The 16,603-nt window shown below is 68.7% G+C and carries 20 protein-coding genes; 15 read left to right on the top strand and 5 right to left on the bottom strand.

Translation table 11 applies throughout. The features are described from left to right. Positions 1–20: 20 nt before the first annotated feature. Positions 21–818, bottom strand: a complete 798-nt coding sequence (locus NY1_RS20150) for a helix-turn-helix domain-containing protein (protein ID WP_067715423.1) — start codon at positions 816–818, stop codon at positions 21–23. Positions 819–940: 122 nt separating this feature from the next. Between NY1_RS20150 and NY1_RS20145 the strand changes: the two genes are divergently transcribed. Together NY1_RS20145 and NY1_RS20140 are read left to right on the top strand one after the other, a co-directional pair. After that, the gene (locus NY1_RS20145) at positions 941–1,384 is read left to right on the top strand and encodes a hypothetical protein (protein WP_067715420.1); all 444 of its coding nucleotides are present in this window, start codon (positions 941–943) and stop codon (positions 1,382–1,384) included. Between the two features lie 33 nt (positions 1,385–1,417). After that, positions 1,418–2,437, top strand: coding sequence for a zinc-dependent alcohol dehydrogenase family protein (locus NY1_RS20140; protein ID WP_067715417.1), 1,020 nt, complete (start codon positions 1,418–1,420; stop codon positions 2,435–2,437). Positions 2,438–2,445: 8 nt separating this feature from the next. Here NY1_RS20140 and NY1_RS20135 read toward each other — a convergent pair whose 3' ends face one another. Next, positions 2,446–3,273 carry a LysR family transcriptional regulator gene (locus NY1_RS20135; protein WP_218028396.1) on the bottom strand — a complete coding sequence of 276 codons (828 nt, stop codon included), beginning with the start codon at positions 3,271–3,273 and terminating at the stop codon, positions 2,446–2,448. Between the two features lie 103 nt (positions 3,274–3,376). Between NY1_RS20135 and NY1_RS20130 the strand changes: the two genes are divergently transcribed. From NY1_RS20130 to NY1_RS20120, 3 genes are all read left to right on the top strand, one after another. Then, the gene (locus tag NY1_RS20130; RefSeq protein WP_067715414.1) at positions 3,377–3,874 is read left to right on the top strand and encodes a nuclear transport factor 2 family protein; all 498 of its coding nucleotides are present in this window, start codon (positions 3,377–3,379) and stop codon (positions 3,872–3,874) included. Between the two features lie 140 nt (positions 3,875–4,014). Next, entirely contained in the window at positions 4,015–4,500 is a 486-nt protein-coding gene (locus NY1_RS44095) for a hypothetical protein (RefSeq protein ID WP_067715411.1), read from the top strand. Between the two features lie 32 nt (positions 4,501–4,532). Then, a complete protein-coding gene (locus tag NY1_RS20120) occupies positions 4,533–5,231 on the top strand; it encodes a hypothetical protein (protein WP_067715408.1) in 699 nt (232 codons plus the stop codon). On the opposite strand, the gene NY1_RS20115 is transcribed toward NY1_RS20120, so the two are convergent. Next, positions 5,232–5,978, bottom strand: a complete 747-nt coding sequence (locus NY1_RS20115) for a VIT1/CCC1 transporter family protein (protein ID WP_067715401.1) — start codon at positions 5,976–5,978, stop codon at positions 5,232–5,234. A 62-nt stretch (positions 5,979–6,040) separates the two neighbouring features. Then, positions 6,041–6,487, bottom strand: a complete 447-nt coding sequence (locus NY1_RS20110; protein WP_067715399.1) for an SgcJ/EcaC family oxidoreductase — start codon at positions 6,485–6,487, stop codon at positions 6,041–6,043. A gap of 102 nt (positions 6,488–6,589) precedes the next feature. Here NY1_RS20110 and NY1_RS20105 point away from each other — a divergent pair, with 102 nt between their 5' ends. Both NY1_RS20105 and NY1_RS20100 read left to right on the top strand, forming a co-directional pair. After that, complete coding sequence (locus NY1_RS20105) at positions 6,590–7,027, top strand: MarR family winged helix-turn-helix transcriptional regulator (protein WP_067715397.1); 438 nt, start codon at positions 6,590–6,592, stop codon at positions 7,025–7,027. A 67-nt stretch (positions 7,028–7,094) separates the two neighbouring features. After that, positions 7,095–8,183, top strand: coding sequence for a calcium:cation antiporter (locus tag NY1_RS20100; RefSeq protein WP_067715395.1), 1,089 nt, complete (start codon positions 7,095–7,097; stop codon positions 8,181–8,183). Positions 8,184–8,187: 4 nt separating this feature from the next. Here NY1_RS20100 and NY1_RS20095 read toward each other — a convergent pair whose 3' ends face one another. Next, positions 8,188–8,400 (bottom strand): nuclear transport factor 2 family protein, encoded by a 213-nt coding sequence (locus tag NY1_RS20095; RefSeq protein WP_067715391.1) that lies wholly within the window; start codon positions 8,398–8,400, stop codon positions 8,188–8,190. A 313-nt stretch (positions 8,401–8,713) separates the two neighbouring features. On the opposite strand from NY1_RS20095, the gene NY1_RS20090 reads away from it, so the two are divergent. The 8 genes from NY1_RS20090 to NY1_RS20055 are packed head-to-tail and all read left to right on the top strand — an operon-like array spanning position 8,714 to position 16,591. Beyond that, positions 8,714–9,586: an ABC transporter permease gene (locus NY1_RS20090; protein ID WP_067715388.1), complete on the top strand. Its 873-nt coding sequence runs from the start codon at positions 8,714–8,716 to the stop codon at positions 9,584–9,586. Then, positions 9,586–10,449 carry an ABC transporter permease gene (locus tag NY1_RS20085; protein WP_084535134.1) on the top strand — a complete coding sequence of 288 codons (864 nt, stop codon included), beginning with the start codon at positions 9,586–9,588 and terminating at the stop codon, positions 10,447–10,449. Before NY1_RS20090 ends, NY1_RS20085 begins: the two co-directional genes overlap by 1 nt. Before the next feature lie 3 nt (positions 10,450–10,452). Next, positions 10,453–11,481, top strand: a complete 1,029-nt coding sequence (locus NY1_RS20080; RefSeq protein WP_067715386.1) for an MlaD family protein — start codon at positions 10,453–10,455, stop codon at positions 11,479–11,481. Continuing rightward, the gene (locus tag NY1_RS20075; RefSeq protein ID WP_067715383.1) at positions 11,478–12,476 is read left to right on the top strand and encodes an MlaD family protein; all 999 of its coding nucleotides are present in this window, start codon (positions 11,478–11,480) and stop codon (positions 12,474–12,476) included. The genes NY1_RS20080 and NY1_RS20075 overlap by 4 nt, the downstream gene beginning before the upstream one ends. Beyond that, entirely contained in the window at positions 12,473–13,486 is a 1,014-nt protein-coding gene (locus NY1_RS20070) for an MlaD family protein (protein ID WP_067715380.1), read from the top strand. The genes NY1_RS20075 and NY1_RS20070 overlap by 4 nt, the downstream gene beginning before the upstream one ends. After that, a complete protein-coding gene (locus NY1_RS20065) occupies positions 13,486–14,562 on the top strand; it encodes an MlaD family protein (RefSeq protein ID WP_067715378.1) in 1,077 nt (358 codons plus the stop codon). The genes NY1_RS20070 and NY1_RS20065 overlap by 1 nt, the downstream gene beginning before the upstream one ends. Continuing rightward, positions 14,559–15,638: an MlaD family protein gene (locus NY1_RS20060; protein ID WP_084535133.1), complete on the top strand. Its 1,080-nt coding sequence runs from the start codon at positions 14,559–14,561 to the stop codon at positions 15,636–15,638. The genes NY1_RS20065 and NY1_RS20060 overlap by 4 nt, the downstream gene beginning before the upstream one ends. Next, positions 15,635–16,591, top strand: coding sequence for an MlaD family protein (locus tag NY1_RS20055; protein WP_067715375.1), 957 nt, complete (start codon positions 15,635–15,637; stop codon positions 16,589–16,591). Before NY1_RS20060 ends, NY1_RS20055 begins: the two co-directional genes overlap by 4 nt. The last annotated feature ends 12 nt before the right edge of the window (positions 16,592–16,603 follow it).

The following is a 16,603-nucleotide window of genomic DNA, read 5'->3' as shown; positions in this document are numbered from 1 at the left end:
TGGCGGGGGAGATCCCGAGGTCAGGAGTCGGCGAACCGGGCGCGCAGGATGTCCGCGGTGGCCTGATCGGCGGGCAGGAACGCTTCCAGGTGCAGTTCGGACAGGGTGATGTCGGTGGCGGTGGCGAACGAGGTCAGCGTGGTGATCAGGCGCAGCTCGCCCGCATCGCTCCGCAGGCGCAGCGGCACCGCGAAACCGATGTGATTCGGGCCCGGATCGACCGGCGGCAGATAGCCCACCAGTTCGGCGATGAGCTCGTCCAGCAGCGGATCCGGACTGCGCGCGGCCCGATTGCGCAGGCTGTCGACGATATGGCGCCCCCACTCGGGCAGATTCAGCACCCGCCGGGCCAGCCCGTCCGGATGCAGCGCCAGGCGCAGCACGTTCACCGGGGACCGCAGCAGTTCCGGCGCACAATCCTCGGTCAGCAGCTCGAAGGCGGGATTGGCGGCCACCAGCACGCCGAACGGGCGGGTGACCACGGCCGGGTAGGGGAGATGACCCTGCAGGATGGTGTCCAGGGCATGCCGCACCGCGCCGAGTTCCGGTGCGTCCAAAGTGGATTCGGGAAATGCCGGGGCGTACCCGGCGGCCAGCAGCAGGCTGTTGCGCTCGCGCAGCGACAGTCCCAGCGATTCCGCCAGCCGCACCACCATGGTCCGGCCCGGATGCGACCGCCCCTGTTCCAGGAAACTCAGGTATCGCTGGCTGGTCTCGGCTTGAATCGCCAAGTCCAGCTGGCTGATTCGCCGCATTCCGCGCCAATGCCGCAACTGCTGCGCGAACGGGGTCGCCTCCACTACCGCCATGGTCGTCATGCCTCCACTGTCCGGAACCGCGAGCCGTCCCGCGATTCCCTGCGAGGAATGACGAAGGCGGCCACTCGATCATTCCCTGCGGGGAATCGCGGCGTGTTCCCCTGCCGGACAAACTTCTCGGCATGAGCAAGCCACTCGATGAAAACGCCCTGATCAACCTCACCGAGGAGTACGTCGCCCTGTGGAACGAGGCCGATCCGCAGGCCCGCCGCAAGCGGATCGCCGAACTGTGGGCCGCCGGCGGCACCCAGGTGCTGACCGACCCGCCGCAGGAGATCCGCGCGGCGGCGACGGCCCTGCACTTCCCGGCCCCCTACCTGGAAGTCCGCGGCCACGACGCCCTCGACGCCCGTGTCACCCGGGCCTACGAAATGTTCATCGCCCCGGGCGAATACGTCTTCCGGGCCCGGGGCCGGGCGGCCCGGCTGGCCGGCGACCTGGTCGGCCTCGGCTGGCTGATGGTCTCCACCGCCGACGGTTCCGAGGGCGGCGCGGGCTACGACGTGCTCGCGCTGGACGCGGACGGCCGCATCCGCAGCGATCACCAGTACATCGGCCCCGCGTAGCCACCCGCACTTCCAGTTTCAGGAGAACGAATCATGAATGCCCTTGCCTACCATGTGGAATCGCTGCGCGGCCTGGACGGCCTGAGCCGCCGCGCCCAGGAAATCCCGGTCCCCGGACCGCATCAGGTGGTGGTCCGGGTGCGGGCCACCTCGCTCAATCGCCGCGATGTGATGCTCCTCGAGGGCACCTATCCGCTGCCGCTGAAAGCGGATACGGTGCCGCTGGTGGACGGCGTCGGCGAGGTCGTCGCGCTGGGCGACGGCGTGACCCGCGCCGCCCTCGGTGACCGGGTGGCCGGCAGCTATTTCGTCAATTGGATCGACGGCCCGCAGTCCCTGGCGCTGGCCGCCGAACAGTACGGCGCGAACTTCGACGGCTGGCTCGCCGAATACATCGTGCTGGCGGAACAGTCGGTGGTGCACGTGCCCGCGCACCTCACCGACGAGGAAGCCGCCACGCTCACCTGCGCCGGACTGGTGGCCTGGTCCGGGGTGGCCAAGCCGGTCCCGGCCGGACCGGGGGAGACGGTGCTGACGGTCGGCACCGGCCCGGTCGGGCTGTTCGCCGTCCAGCACGCGAAAATGCTGGGCGCCCGGGTCATTTCGATCACCTCCACCGCCGACAAGGCCGAACGGCTGCGCAAGCTCGGCGCCGACGAGGTGGTGGATCGGGCGAGCACGCCGGACTGGGAGCATGCCGTGCAGGAGCTGACCGGCGGCCTCGGCGCGGACCATGTCATCGATGCGGTCGGTATGCTCACCCTGCCGAAATCCGTTGCGGCAGCGGCCTATGACGCCCGCATCACCCTGATCGGCGCGAAGGCCTCGGAGGTGCCCGCCGCGGCCGCCGATATCTTCGGCGGCAAATATCTCTCCATCCGCCGGGTCGCGGTCGGCAGCCGCACCGACTACGAGGCCATGAACGCCACCATCGCCGAGCACGGCCTGCGCCCGGTCATCGACAGCGTCTTCCCGTTCGACCGGGCCGCCGACGCCTACCGCCACTTCATGGAGGGTGACCCGTTCGGCAAGGTCGTCATCACGGTCCCGTGATCGTCGGCTCAGCCCGGCGCCGCGGCCGCCGTGGCGGCGCTGGCGAATTCGCGGATGCGCACGGTCTCGTTGCTGCTCAGCCACAGCAACGCCCATTCGATCGGCGGGGCCTCGCGGATCGGCAGGTAGGCGACATCGGGGCGCGGGTGATAGCGGCGGGCGTGCGCGCCGACGGGCAGGGTGCCCTGGCCCGCGCCGACCAGGGCCAGCAGTTCGGTGGTGGTGGCGAAAGCGGGCTGCTCCAGGGCGGTGGTGCGCTCGGCCTCGGCGGGGGTGATCGAATCGCGCTGCGCCAGTGGGTGGTTCGCGGGAACGGCGAGCAGGCGGGCCTCGGTGACCAGGACCGGGCCGCGGCGGATATCCGGTGCGTCGATCGGGAGCGTGCCGAGGGCGATATCCGCCTCGCCCGCGCGCAGGGCCGGAATCACCTGGGCCGGTTGGGTTTCGCGAATACGCACGGTGCAGTCGGGCAGGGTGGCGCGGAGCAGTTCGGCGGCGCGGGCGACCAGCTGGCTGGTGGCGGCGTCCACGAAGGCGACGGTGAGCGTGCCGCCCCGGCCGCGCGCGGTGTCGATGGTGCGCCGCACCGCCGCGCCGATCCGGTCCCAGGCCGGGCGCAGATCGGCGTACAGCTCCCGCCCGGCCGGAGTCACCGCCACCCGGCGGCTGCTGCGCTCGAAGAGCGGAACCCCCAGCCGCCGTTCGAGTTTCGCCACCGTCTGGCTGACGCGGGCGGTGGACAGGTGCAGTTGTTCGGCGGTGCGCCCGAAATGCAGTTCCTCGACCAAGGTCAGGAACACCTCGATCTCGTGCCGCTCCAGCATGCCGCCACCCATCTTCAAGCCTGGCTTAACGACCGTTCCCTACTTTCGCATTGATGCCGCAGGTGGCGCACGGGAGGGTGGACTCATCCGGTCAACGAACCACCGAGGAGTCACCATGTACGTCACCGCAGCCCAGGCCCTGTCCGCCACCGACGACGCGGCCGCGGCCCGCGAACTGCGCGATCGCGCCGAGATCCTGGACGCCCTCTACCGTTTCGGCCTCGGGCAGGATCTGCAGGACAAGGAACTGTTCGCGTCGTCCTTCACCCCCGACGCCGAACTCGACTTCGCCCCGGCCGCCGCGAAATGGGGTGCGGAGGTGCCCGTCATGCGCGGTCGCGGGGTCATCGTGGACACCATCCTGAGCGGATTCACCGGGCGGGTGGACACCACCCATCAGGTCACCAACCCGCGCATCGTCATCGACGGCGACACCGCTCGGCTGACCGCCATGGTCGAGGCGCAGCATCTGCTCACCGCCGATCACTCGGTCTTCGCGCTGCTGAAGAACTACTACGACGTGGAGCTGCGCCGCGACGGCGGCCGCTGGCTGCTGCACCGGGTCCGCATCGCCAATTCCTGGTTCACCGGCACGCCCTCGGCGATCTTCTAGCAATCGTTATCGATAGATATTGAGCTGGAACAATTCCGTACCGTGTAGTCCGTTCTGCATCCCGGCAAACCTGTGTACCGTCCGTGAAGGACGAGCATTTCGGATCGGCGGCACAGGTTTCGAGGCGAAGGGATGCGGGTTTGGCACTCGGTGCGGTGCGGGAGAAACCCGCCGCGGACAAGACGGGCGACACCCCCGGCGTCATGGCGTCGGGCGAGATGTCGCCCCGAGTGCTGGTGGTATTGCTCGTCCTGTCCTTCGGCCTGGTCTTCGCCCTCATCGGCGGCCCGTTGAAAGCCGGACTGCACCGTCCCGCCGCCGATACGTCGGGCCCGGTCACCACCACGCCCGGCACCAGTTCTTCCCAGCAGCCGGTGAACGCCGCGCCCCCACCGCCCGCTGCGGCCCCGCCCCCGCCGCCGCCAGCACCGGTCGAAGAGGCTCCGGCCCCCGTTCCCGCCTACACCCCGCAATCCCAGCCCGTCGATATCGCCCCGGTGGAAGCCCCGCCCGAGCCCCCGCCCCCGGCGCCGGCCGCCCCGCCGCCCCCGCCCATCCCGGATATCCTCGCGCCCCTGATTCCGTTCCTGATTCCACCTCCGCCCCCGCCGCCCCCGGCTCCCTGACCGCCCGGCCCGGAATCCGAAGGAGCACAGCCATGCTCGGCAGCGTCGAACCCGAACGGCCTTCCAGCACCGGCGATATCACTCCGCGCAGTCTGGGTGCGGTGGTGCTGGTGTCGGGGCTGATGGTCCTCGCCATCGGCGCGGGCCTGTTGCTCACCACCGCCAGCGACCGGGGCGGCGACTCGAACCGGCCCGGCGATTCGGAAACGATCGACGATCGGCGCCTTCCGGATTCGCCCGCTGGCGTGGCGAATCCCGCCGGGGCGCCGGCGAGCGGCACGGTGGGCGTGCCCTCCGGCGGCGCGGCCGGTGCGGTGATTCCCGGCGCGCCCGTCGTGCCCTCGGGCGTGGCGCCGGTCAGCCCGGTGACTCCGCCAGGTCCCGCCGCACCGCATCCGGTCGAGATCCCGGTGGTGATCCCGGCCCTGGTTCCGCTGCCGGTCATCGCCCCGATCGATGCCGCCGCCCCCATCGGCGGCCCGGGCTGTTCGCGCGCCGCCCTGCTGCTGCCGCTGACCCTGCCGAACGGCGGCTGGGTGTGCACCGATCCGGTCCCCGCCACCGAACAACCCCGGCTCGGCGCCCCCTGTGCAACGAACGGCGTTGCCGCGCAATGGGATCTGCTGCCGATCGCGCGCTGGATCTGCGTACCCCAGCAGCCCGCGCCGCCGGCTCCGCCCGCGCCGGCCGAGATCGCCGAACCGCAACCGGAGTTCCCGGCCGAGCCCTGATCAGATCCCGGAAACGTCCGCCAGCTGCCCGATCCCGTAGGTGACGGCCATGGCGAGCGCACCGCCGATCACCACCCGCAGCACCGCCCGCTTCGGGTCGCTGCCGCCGAGTCGTGAACTGACCGAACCGGTTGCGGCCAGCGCGATCAGCACGGCCACGAAGGTCACCGGAATCCGCCACTGTACCGGCGGCAGCAGAATGGCGATCAATGGCAGCAGTGCGCCGAGGGTGAAGGAGACGGCGGAGGAGAGCGCCGCGTGCCACGGATTGGTGAGATCGTCCGGATCCAGCTTCAATTCGGCTTCGGCGTGCGCGGCGAAGGCGTCGTGCGCGGTCAGCTCCTCGGCCACCTTGCGCGCGGTCGCGTCGGAAAGACCCTTGTCGCGATAGATCTGGGTGAGTTCGGCGAGTTCGTATTCCGGTTCCTCGGCCAGCTCTCGCCGCTCCTTGGACAGCAGCGCCTTCTCGGTATCGCGCTGAGTGCTGACCGAGACGTACTCCCCGGCCGCCATGGAGATCGCGCCCGCGGTGAGCCCGGCGATGCCCGCCGTGAGAATCGACGAGGTGTCGGTGGACGCCGCCGCCACACCCACCACCAGTCCGGCCGTGGACACGATGCCGTCATTGGCCCCGAGCACGCCCGCCCGCAACCAGTTCAGCCGCGAGGCCAGACTGCTGTCGTGCGGTTCGTGCGGATGCGGTAGCCCGTCCTCCGGCTCGGCGCCGCTGCCCGTCGTCTCGTCCACACCGGCAGCCTATGCCAGCTCCGGCCGGGTTTCCGGGATCCGATCCGCTGTGTGCCGCGCGCTCAGCGGGCGGCGGGCCGGGTGGCGGGCTGGAACTTGAAGGCGACCGTCTCCATGATCGGCTTGTGCTGCGTCTTCTGCACCGCCGCGATCCGCCACCGGCCGTCGGTATCGCGAATCACCGTGTAGGTGGCCAGTTTTCCGAGCTTCTTCGGATTGCCCTTCGAGGACTCGCCCCGGGTGACGACGATCGCGGTGTCCCGGCCGTAGCGGCGGATCTCGAGGATCTCGACGGTCAGCCGGGTGCCTTTCAAGAAGCTGTCGAACAGCGCCTGGTGCGCGCTCCCGATCTCGCCGCCGCCGTGATAGACGGTCCCGACATAGGTGACGTCGGTGGCGTCGGCGGTGAAGCAGGCCCCGTAGGCGGCGCCGTCGCCCTGGTTCCAGGCGTCGCGGCTGCGCTCGATCAGGGCGCGGATGGCGGTGGTGTCGGCGTCGATGGTGCTCATGGGAATCGGCCTCCGTGCTAGTCTTCTGCGTGGAAGATGCTTCTTCTTTGGAGAAGTTTCTTCGTTAAGGAAGAGATTAAGAGAGGAGAGTCGGCCGTGTCAATGCCTGCCGCCGGCAGCCCGCACGAGGTTTTCCGCCGCTATCTGAGCGCCGTGGTGCTGCATGCCCAAGCGGGTGCGCGCGCGGTCGGGCTGGGTGCCACGGATCTGTACGCGCTCAACATCCTGGAATTGCGCGGCGCCATGACCCCGGGGGAACTCGGCACGCGGGCCGGGCTGACCACCGGACCGACCACCCGGCTCATCGATCGGCTGGAGGCGGCCGGCTGTGTGCGGCGCGCCGCGGATCCGGGTGATCGCCGGAAGGTGATCGTGGAACCGGTCGGGCAGCCCGCGGAACTGGAGCGGGTGCTGGCTCCGGCACGCCGGGCGATCGGCGAGATCATGGCCGGGTACACCCCGGAGCAGCGCGAGTTGCTCTTCGATTACTTCGGCCGCGCCGCAGCCGCTTTCGAGCAGGCCGCCGCCGCCATCGAATAATGTCCCGCGCCGCGCGGGGGAGGGATGGCTCTCGTTTTGCGGTGGATGCGACCGAATTGCTGGAACGATGAAGATCATGGTCGGTCTTCTCTCGCGCTGGTGGTCTGTCGTCGTCCCACTCCTCGCGGCGGTGGTGCTGGCCGTTTCCTGGGGGCGGGAGCCGGGTCCGATCGCCGCCACCGTGATCGGCGCGGCCCTGATCGGCGCGGTGCTGTCGGCGGTCAGCCATGCGGAAGTAGTGGCGCATCGGGTCGGCGAGCCGTTCGGTTCGCTCATCCTGGCGGTGGCGGTGACCATCATCGAGGTCGGCCTGATCGTCACCCTGATGCTGTCCGGCGGCGACAAGGCCGCCTCCTACGCCCGCGATACCGTCTTCGCCGCGGTCATGATCACCTGCAATGGCATTTTCGGCCTGTCGCTGCTGGTCGCCGCGCTGCGCAGGCGCGTAGCGGTATTCAATGCCGAGGGCACCGGCGGCGCGCTCGCCACGGTCGCCACACTGGCCACGCTCAGCTTGGTGTTGCCGACCTTCACCACCAGCGAACCCGGCCCGGTCTTCTCGGGTGCGCAGCTGGCCTTCGCGGCGGTCGCCTCCCTCGTGCTCTACGGCGTCTTCGTCATGGTGCAGACGGTCCGTCACCCCGACGACTTCCTGCCGGTCGAGGAGTCCGGCGACGACGAGCGTGCGCATCTGCCGTCCAAGAAAGAAGCGCTGATCAGCCTCGTGCTGCTGCTGGTGGCCTTGGTCGGCGTGGTCGGGCTGGCCAAGACGGTGTCGCCATCGATCGAGGACGGCATCGCCGCCGCCGGCCTGCCCGCGTCCGCGGTCGGTGTGGTCATCGCGCTGCTGGTGCTGCTGCCGGAGACCATTGCCGCCGTGCGCGCCGCCCGCGGGGAGCGGGTGCAGATCAGCCTGAACCTGGCGCTGGGTTCGGCCATGGCCAGCATCGGCCTGACCATTCCGGCGATCGCGCTGGCCTCGGTCTGGATCGAGGGCCCGCTCATGCTCGGCCTCGGCGCGACGCAGATGGTGTTGCTGGCCCTGACCGTCGTGGTCGGCGCGCTCACCGTGGTGCCGGGCCGCGCCACCCTCCTGCAGGGCTGTGTGCACCTGGTGCTGTTCTCCGGCTTCCTGTTCCTGGCCGTAAGTCCTTAGCGCACTAGGCGTTCCAGCGATAGACCTGCCCGTCGCGCAGTTCGACGGTCGCAGCCGGTTTCACGCCGCGGCCCGATAGCAGCGCCATCACCCGGGTGCGGCCGCGCGTGGTGACGCCGTCCTCGGTCCAGTGCACGTAGGGGTGCACGAGCTGTGCGAACCGGGCCCAGTCGCCGGATTCGACGGCGTGCATGACGGCGGTGACGGTGTCGTCCACGCGGCCCAGTGAACACGCCGCGGGCCCGGCTACGGGCGGGTTCGGCGGATTCCTCTGAATAGCTGACAGTTCACTAACAAGGTCGGTCGGGTATGGCTCACCCCCGGAAAACCCCTCGGCCAAGGGTTCGCCGCGTGCGTGTGCGAACTCATGTCCATGCCGATCCACTCTGATAACACGTTACAGAATGCCTGGTCACATCGGTGATCTGCCGCATGGCCAGCTCTGTTTCCGGGTGTACCGGACAGTTGCGGAGAGGTCTGTGTCACACCTGGAGCGGATTTGTTGTAACTCGGCGTAACCATTAGCTTTGATGGCAGGCAGTGTTGCCGATCACGGAGAAGAAATTTTGAAGCTCGTCACCAAACAAGAGAGTGCTGTCCGCATCGTGCGCGACAACTTCTCCGGCACCGTGGTGGCCTCGCTGCGCACCTTCGGACGTGCCGCCGGCATCGCACAGGAAGCGGTCGCGGGCACGTTCTCCGATCTCGCGCGTGGGCAGTTCCAGTGGAAAGAAGCCATTCTGCAGGCGTGGCGGCTGATCACGGTCACCGCGATTCCCGCCATCCTGATGGCCATTCCGTTCGGCGTCATCGTCTCGGTTCAGGTCGGCAACCTCATTCACACCCTGGGCGCGGATTCGCTGCTCGGCGCGACCGGCGGCCTCGGCGTCATCAAACAGGGCGCGCCCCTGGCCACCGGCTTCCTGCTGGGCGGTGCGGGCGCGGCGGCGCTGGCCGCGGATCTGGGCGCGCGCACCATCCGCGAGGAGATCGACGCGCTGAACACCATGGGCATCAGCCCGATTCACCGGCTGGTCATCCCGCGCATGGTCGCCATGATCTTCGTGGCCCCGCTGCTGAACGTGCTCATCATCTTCGTCGGCGTGCTGGCCGGCTACATGGTCGCCATCGGCGGTCAGGGCGTGACGCCCGGATCGTATTGGGCCACTTTCGGTTCCTTCACCACCACCGCGGATGTGTGGGTGTCGCTGCTCAAGGCGGTCATCTTCGGCTTCCTGGTGGTGGTCATCGCCTGCCAGCGCGGACTCGAGGCCAAGGGCGGTCCGCGCGGGGTCGCCGATGCCGTGAACGCGGCCGTGGTGCTGTCGGTGGTGTCGATCGTGACCGTCAACCTGGTCGCCACGCAGATCACCGCCATGTTCCTGCCCACGAGGCTGGCCTGATGTCGGCTACCTACGTGCCCAAGGGTTTGGGCTGGGCGGCGCGCGCCTATCGCCGCCGCGGTCTGGTGCTGCGCCGGGTGGAGAACCTGGGCTTCGTGCTGGCTTTCGTCTGGCAGGTGCTGTCGTCGATTCCGTTGACGCTCAAGCGCTATCGCGACGAGACCATGCGGGCCATCACCAATATGACCTGGGGTCGCGGTTCCATCATCGTCGGCGGCGGGACCGTGCCGATGATGATCGTGCTGGGCCTGGTCATGGGCGCCTCGGTCGCGGTGGAGTCGTTCGCGACGCTGGACATGCTGGGCATGGGCCCGGTCACCGGCCTGGTCTCGGCCTACGCCACCACGCGTGAGCTCGCGCCCATCGCCGCGGCCATCGGGTTCGCCGCGCAGGCGGGCTGCCGCATGACCGCCGAGATCGGTTCCATGCGCATCTCCGAGGAGATCGACGCCATCGAATCGCTCGGCCTGCGTTCGGTGCCGTTCGTGGTGACCACCCGGGTGCTGGCCGGCGCGGTCGCCATCATCCCGACCTTCCTGATCGCGCTGATCCTGTCCTACGCGGCCTGCCGCGGGCTGATCACGCTGGTGCACGGGTCGGCGGCGGGCGTCTACGACCACTACTTCTTCCAGTTCGTCTCCGGCTTCGACGTGATCGCGGCCGTGGTGAAGGTGGCCATCTTCGCGGTGGTCGTCATCCTGATCCACTGCTACTACGGCTTCTTCGCCACCGGCGGTCCGGAGGGCGTGGGCATCGCCTCGGGTAAAGCGGTGCGGGCCTCGTCGGTGGCGATCATCGCCATGGACATGGTGCTCTCGCTCGCGCTGTGGGGCTTCAACTCGGCGATCACGTTCACGGGGTAGGGGATGGCGAATTACGGAATGCCGGGTGTGGCCGTCGATCGCAAGCAGGCGATGACGGTCGGTGCGGTGGCGCTGGCCATCGTGCTCGCGGTGACGGCGGTGTGGACGGTCTACCGGTCCAACAAGACCGAAGCGGGCCTGCCGATTTCGCTGCGCACCGAGCAGATCGGCGACGGCGTGCTGGTGGGCACCGAGGTGCGGGCCAATGGCGTGGTGGTCGGCAAGGTCACCGCCATCGACCCGGATCAGAAAGGCACGCAGCGGATTTCGCTGCGCCTGGACGATTCGCGCATGTTCGGGCTGGACGACAGCCTGCTGGTGGATTACGCGCCCGCCAACCTGTTCGGCATCAGCGAGATCGAACTGCGCAAGGGCGCGGGCGGTGCGCCGTTGCGCTCCGGTTCGGTCATCGACCTGACCGGGCGCAAGTCCGCCGACGTGTACGACGCCACCATGGGCTCGATTCTGCGCAGCATGTCGCAGATGGGCAGTTCGGTGCTGACCCCGCAGATGGCCTCGGTCATCGCGCAGGCGGCCGCCGACACCCAGGCGCTCACCCCGCTGGCCCAGGCGCTGATCACCGCGCAGCGCACCATCGCCGACAACCAGCGAATGCCGCTGTCGCAGCTGTTCGGTGCACTCGGCCCGGCCTTCGACGGCGGCGGTCAGTTCGCGGGCGCGACCGTGCAGGTCATCGATCTGATCCGCAGCATCCAGCGGTTGCAAGCCAATCGGGCCGAATACGACAAGGGCGTCGCCATCGTGACTGGGCAGCTGCTGCCCATCCTGGCGAACACCCTGGGCCAGGCCGGAACTCAGCTGTCCGGGACCACCGACGCGCTGGTGCCGCTGCTGAGCGCGCTGGCCCAGATGGTGCCCGCCCCGCAGCAGTCCTCGGCCGAATTGCGCACGCTGCTGGAGCGTCTGCGCGCCGCCATGCCCGACAACGGGCAGGGGCCGGTGCTGAATGTGGAGGTCGAGCTGAAGAGCGTGCCCGCGGTCATCGCGCCGCTACTGGGAGGAATGCGATGAGCGTGAAGGCCGCGGCGTGGCGGCTGGTGTTGTTCGCGGGCGTCATCGTGGTGGTGCTCATGCTGGTGCTGACCGCCATCCAGCGGCCGGTCTCGGGTGAAACCGATTCGCACGAAGCGATTTTCACCGATGCCAACGGCCTCAAGGTCGGCGACGACGTGCGCATGTACGGCGTGCAGGTCGGCAAGGTGAAGGGCATCGAGCTGGAGGGGAACCGGGCCAAGGTCAGCCTCACGGTCAAGACCGACGCACCCGTCTACGACAACTCCAAGCTCGCGATCCGGTACCAGAACCTCACGGGGCAGCGCTATATCGATCTGCAGCAGCAGCCGCAGCCGGGTAAGGCGATCGCGGCGGGCGCGCGCATCGAGATCGATCACACCGTGCCGTCCTTCGATGTGACCAGCCTGTTCAACGGCTTGAAGCCGGTGTTGCAGACGGTGTCTCCGGAGGCCATCAACCAATTCAGCGCCAGCATGGTCGCTCTGATCGAGGGCGACGGCAACGGCGTCGGCCCGGCCATGGACGCCATCGGCAAGCTGGCCGCGCATGTCGACAACCGGCAGCAGGTGATCGGCACGCTGATCCGCAATATGTCGGATCTGTCGGATCGCCTGAGCGGCCGGGTGCACTATCTGGTGCCGCTGCTCGCCCAGCTCAGCAATATCTTCGAGGCGCTGCAGCAGAACATCGGCGGGCTGGCGCAATTCGCGGCGACCGCGCCGTCGGTGCTACGGCCCATCGACGCGCTGCTGCGCACCCTCGGCATCAACAGCGGCCAGGACGTGGACACCTTGATCCGGCAGATCTTCCCCGACGGCAAGCAGGCGGTGGAGCTGCTCGGCCGGCTGCCCGCCGTGCTGGCCGCCGCGGACGCCTCGCTGCCTTCCGGGCCGTCCGGCTGGAAGCCGTTGTGCAGCAAGGGGAACGCCGAACTGCCCGGCATGCTGAAGGTGCTTATCGGCGGACAGCAGGTGACACTGTGCAACGGATGAGACTGCCCCGCTTGCGATTCGGCGACGACCGCGTGATCGACGAACCCACCCGGGTGAAGCGGGAACTGCGGCGCGGCATCATCGGCGCGGCGCTGGTGGCGGTGCTGCTGCTGGGCGCGGGCGCGCTGTACGTGCTGCCGCTGGGCAAGCACACCTACACCGCCGAACTGTCCGAGGCGCAGTCGGTGAAGGCCGGCGACGATGTGCGCGTGGCGGGCATCTCGGTCGGCGAGGTGAAGTCCCTGGAGCTGAAGCCGGACAAGGTGATCATGAAGTTCACCGTGGATTCGGATGTCTTCATGGGTGATCAGACCTCCCTCGACATTCGCATGCTGACCATCGTCGGCGGTCACTACGTCGCGGTGTTCCCGGCCGGGTCACAGGCCCTGGGGGACAAGGCGATTCCGGCCGATCGGGTCCGGCTGCCCTACAGCCTGGTGCAGACCTTCCAGGACGCGGCCGCGCCGCTGTCGAAGCTGGACGGCAACAGCCTCAACCGCAATCTGGCGGCCCTCGGCGATTCGCTGCAGACCGCGCCGGACAGCCTGCGCACCACGCTGACCACCGTCGGCAATTACGTGGACGCGCTGGATCGGCAGCGCACCCAGGTCTCGAACGCCATCTCGGTCGCCGATGAGTACGTGCGCATGTACGACGGCGCGAAAACCGATCTCGGCCGCCTGATGGACAATGCCAACCTGCTGGTCACCGTGCTGGAGGCCAAGCACACCGAAATGGCCGAGGCCATCCGGCTGCTCAGTGAGGTGGTCGGGCGGCTGGGCGGCGCGGCGCCGGCCTGGGACGAGTCGCTGAAGCCGAAACTGAACGCCGCGCTCGAGCAGCTGGAACAGCTCGGCGAGAAGTTCGGGCCCACCCTGACCGCCGCGCACAGCCTGCAGACCAAGCTGTCGGAACTGGTGATCCCGGAGGGCGGCGTCACCGTCGACCAGTCGCAGCAGACGGTTCCGCTGCCGGCCATCTGCATCCCGGCGCCCGGAAAGGACTGCTGATGTTCAAGCGATTGCTCGCCTCACAGGCGTTCATGTCGGTCGCCGGCGCGGTCCTGGTGGTGGCGCTGGCGGTGGTCGGGTACTTCGTCTACTTCGATCCGATGAAGAAGACCCAGTCCTACTGCGCGCTCATGCCGGACGCGGTCGGCCTCTACGTGGGCAACAAGGTCACCATGCGCGGCATCCCCGTGGGCACCGTGACCTCCGTCGAATCCGAGGGCGCGAAGGTCGCGGTCGGGTTCGAGGTGGACGCGAAGTACCCGGTGTACGCCGATGCCGCCGCCACCACGGTCGCGGATTCCATTGTGGCGGACCGGAATCTGGCGGTGCTGTTCAGCGGGAAGAACACCGCGCGCTGGAATCCCGGCGAGTGCATCACCAAGACGCTGACGCCCAAGAGCATCACCGAGACGCTGACCGCGCTCGCGGATCTGTCCGCGCAATTGCAGGCGGCGCAGGCCCCGGACGCGCTGGAACGCGGTCTGGGCGCGCTGGACGCGGCGACGGCGGGCGCGGGTCCGGAGATCAACGCGATCGTCAAGAAGCTCGGTTCGTCGCTGTCCGCCCCGGACGCCGACATCGGCCATCTGGCGGGCATTTTCGATGCCTTCGCCTCGGTCGGGCAGAAGGTCGAGGCGCATTGGGGCGATCTGCGCTCGATGCTGCTGCGGCTGGCCCCGGCGCTGAACAACGCCAGCAGCGAATTGCTCGGTCCCGGTGCGGAATTGATCGACCGGCTGGGTCAGGCCCTGCCCATGCTCAACGATCTGGTGACCATCGCCGGTGATCCGATCATGCGGGCGCTCGACGACACCATGCCGCTGCTGCGCCTGCTGCGCGCCAATGTCGGCTCCATGTCCGAGATCATGCAGAAGCTGCCGGTGCTGACCAGCGCCGCCGAGCACATGATGGGCTCCGGCGTGACCTACGGTTCGCCGCGCGTGGCACTGTCCGCGGAGCAGTCCGAGCAGGCGTGCGCGGCACTGAACGCGCTGCAACCGGGCCGCTGCGCCCAGCCGTCGGACCTCGATATCCCACTGGTGCCGCTGGTGGTCGGAATGGCAGGTGCGCGATGAGGACCATTACCTTGCGTCTTCCGGCGCTGCCGAAACGCGCCCTCGGTGCGGCGGTACTGGCTACCGCGTTGATAGCGGGCGCCGGTGGCTGTGCGTTCGATCCGTCTTCGGTGCCGGTCCCCGGCACGTCGGTTTCCGGCCCGACCTACAACATCCACATCGAGTTCGGCAATGTACTGAACCTGCCCGCCCGCGCCAAGGTGATCGCCAACGGCGCGCAGGTCGGCACGGTCACCGGTGTGCGCGTGGTGGATTCGGCGCATTCCGGCGGCAAGGGCGGCTACGTCGTGGTGGACGCCGAGATCTCGAGCAAGGTGCAGTTGCCCGCCACCACGGTGGCCGAGCTGCGGCAGAACACCGTGCTCGGTGACATCCACCTGGCGCTGACCACGCCGCCCGGCGGTTTCGGCAAGCTGCTGCCGGACGGCGGCACCATCGGCCAGGAGTTCACCCGGCCGCCGGTGCAGCTCGAGGACACCATGGCCGCGCTGGCCGCCTTCACCCAGGGCGGGGCGGTGAATCAGTTGCAGGACATCATCAATCGCATCAATTCGGTGCTGCCCGCGGATCCGAACGAGACGCGGCGCATCGCCCAGAACGCGGGGACCAACTTCCAGGACCTGGCCGCGAATCTGGATGCGGTGGACTCGCTGCTCAACGGCCTGGGCACCAATGCCCAAGTGCTGCACGACGGCGTGGACTACCTCGACCATCAGCTGAGCCAGGAATCGGTGGACGCCATGACCGGCATCACCGCTTCCATCAACGGCGTCGCGGGGCTCTTCACCGCACTGGGCCAGCTCGGTTCCTCGCTGACCTGGCTGGAGCCGCTCGCCACCTCCGGCAATGCCGCCGCGCAAGCCTTTGTGCCGCTGGCGCTTTCGGGTCAGGGTCTGGACCTGTCCAAGCCCTCGAACCTGGCGCTGCTGCTTTCCCTGCTGCGGGACAAGCTGACTCCGTTCGTGGAGCAGGGCCCGAAGGTGAATGTCACCGGGGTGCAGGCGGATTCGGTGTCCAAGGACGACAAGACGGCCGCGATTCTGTCCGGTCTGCGCGTGATCGGAGCGGTGCGATGAAATGGGGATCGCTGGCCTCCCTCGGCGGTATCGCCGCCGTCACCGTGCTGGGCGCGAGCTATCTGACCTTCGGCGTGGTGCGCGCCGATCCGTTCGCCGAGTACACCCGCGCGTCCATGGTGCTGTCGAATTCCGGTGGCCTGAGCGTCGGTTCGCCGATCCTGCTGACCGGCATGAAGATCGGCAAGGTGACCTCCATCGACGGCACCGCCGCCGGTATCGAGGTCGGCTTCCGGGTGGACGCGGACCGCAAGGTCCCCACCGACAGCGTGATCAGCATCGAGCAGCTCTCGGCGCTGGGCGAACCGTACGTGGAGATCCGCCCCAAGACCGGCGGTGGCCCCTACCTGCGCGACGGGCAGCGCCTGGACACCGCGACCGTGAAATCGCCGCTGTCCATTCCGGAGGTGTCGCGGCTGGTCAACAAGGTCATGAACCAGCTCGACCCGAAGGTGGCCGCCTCGCTGGCGAGCACCCTCGGCGCGGCCTTCCACGACACCGAATCCAGCATGCCGGCGCTGACCCGGGCCGGCGATCTGCTGGCCGCGGCCATCATGAGCCGGGAGCCCAAGATCGCGCAGCTGCTCAACAGCTTCCAGGCCGCGGCCTCGGATATGGACGGCATGGGCGCGGCCACCGCCGCCGCGGCCCCGGCCTTCCTGCGCTTCGAGAAGTCCCTGGAAGAGCTGGTGAACGCGGTCGGTAGACTGGTGGACCGCGCGCCCGGCCCGCAGGTCTATCTCGAAGACGACGGCCTGGCGCCGTTCCTGACCAAGCTGAGCGACTGGCTGCGGCAGGCGGGACCCGAATTGCAGATTCTCGCGCCGCAACTCCGCCCGCTGGTGGACTCGACGCGCACCGCGGGATCGCAGATCGATATCAGCGGCCTGATCACCCAGGCGCTGGCCAATACCGGTGACAACGCCGTGCGCGTGCAGGTCAACGTCAAGTAGTAGAGGAAGGTA

The sequence above is a fragment of the Nocardia yamanashiensis NBRC 100130 genome (assembly GCF_001613325.1).
GTDB lineage: Bacteria > Actinomycetota > Actinomycetes > Mycobacteriales > Mycobacteriaceae > Nocardia > Nocardia yamanashiensis.
This window is presented reverse-complemented; position numbering and strand designations above follow the sequence as displayed.

What these genes read in the sequence shown, in the direction of transcription:
- NY1_RS20140 (WP_067715417.1), top strand. Translation starts at nt 1,418, where the DNA reads ATGAATGCCCTTGCCTACCATGTGGAATCGCTGCGCGGCCTGGACGGC.
- NY1_RS20080 (WP_067715386.1), top strand. Translation starts at nt 10,453, where the DNA reads ATGGCGAATTACGGAATGCCGGGTGTGGCCGTCGATCGCAAGCAGGCG.
- NY1_RS20055 (WP_067715375.1), top strand. Translation starts at nt 15,635, where the DNA reads ATGAAATGGGGATCGCTGGCCTCCCTCGGCGGTATCGCCGCCGTCACC.
- NY1_RS20090 (WP_067715388.1), top strand. Translation starts at nt 8,714, where the DNA reads ATGGCAGGCAGTGTTGCCGATCACGGAGAAGAAATTTTGAAGCTCGTC.
- NY1_RS20120 (WP_067715408.1), top strand. Translation starts at nt 4,533, where the DNA reads ATGCTCGGCAGCGTCGAACCCGAACGGCCTTCCAGCACCGGCGATATC.
- NY1_RS20070 (WP_067715380.1), top strand. Translation starts at nt 12,473, where the DNA reads ATGAGACTGCCCCGCTTGCGATTCGGCGACGACCGCGTGATCGACGAA.
- NY1_RS20065 (WP_067715378.1), top strand. Translation starts at nt 13,486, where the DNA reads ATGTTCAAGCGATTGCTCGCCTCACAGGCGTTCATGTCGGTCGCCGGC.
- NY1_RS20085 (WP_084535134.1), top strand. Translation starts at nt 9,586, where the DNA reads ATGTCGGCTACCTACGTGCCCAAGGGTTTGGGCTGGGCGGCGCGCGCC.
- NY1_RS20075 (WP_067715383.1), top strand. Translation starts at nt 11,478, where the DNA reads ATGAGCGTGAAGGCCGCGGCGTGGCGGCTGGTGTTGTTCGCGGGCGTC.
- NY1_RS20105 (WP_067715397.1), top strand. Translation starts at nt 6,590, where the DNA reads ATGCCTGCCGCCGGCAGCCCGCACGAGGTTTTCCGCCGCTATCTGAGC.
- NY1_RS20145 (WP_067715420.1), top strand. Translation starts at nt 941, where the DNA reads ATGAGCAAGCCACTCGATGAAAACGCCCTGATCAACCTCACCGAGGAG.
- NY1_RS20110 (WP_067715399.1), bottom strand. Translation starts at nt 6,487, where the DNA reads ATGAGCACCATCGACGCCGACACCACCGCCATCCGCGCCCTGATCGAG.
- NY1_RS20060 (WP_084535133.1), top strand. Translation starts at nt 14,559, where the DNA reads ATGAGGACCATTACCTTGCGTCTTCCGGCGCTGCCGAAACGCGCCCTC.
- NY1_RS20135 (WP_218028396.1), bottom strand. Translation starts at nt 3,273, where the DNA reads ATGGGTGGCGGCATGCTGGAGCGGCACGAGATCGAGGTGTTCCTGACC.
- NY1_RS20130 (WP_067715414.1), top strand. Translation starts at nt 3,377, where the DNA reads ATGTACGTCACCGCAGCCCAGGCCCTGTCCGCCACCGACGACGCGGCC.
- NY1_RS20150 (WP_067715423.1), bottom strand. Translation starts at nt 818, where the DNA reads ATGACGACCATGGCGGTAGTGGAGGCGACCCCGTTCGCGCAGCAGTTG.
- NY1_RS20100 (WP_067715395.1), top strand. Translation starts at nt 7,095, where the DNA reads ATGAAGATCATGGTCGGTCTTCTCTCGCGCTGGTGGTCTGTCGTCGTC.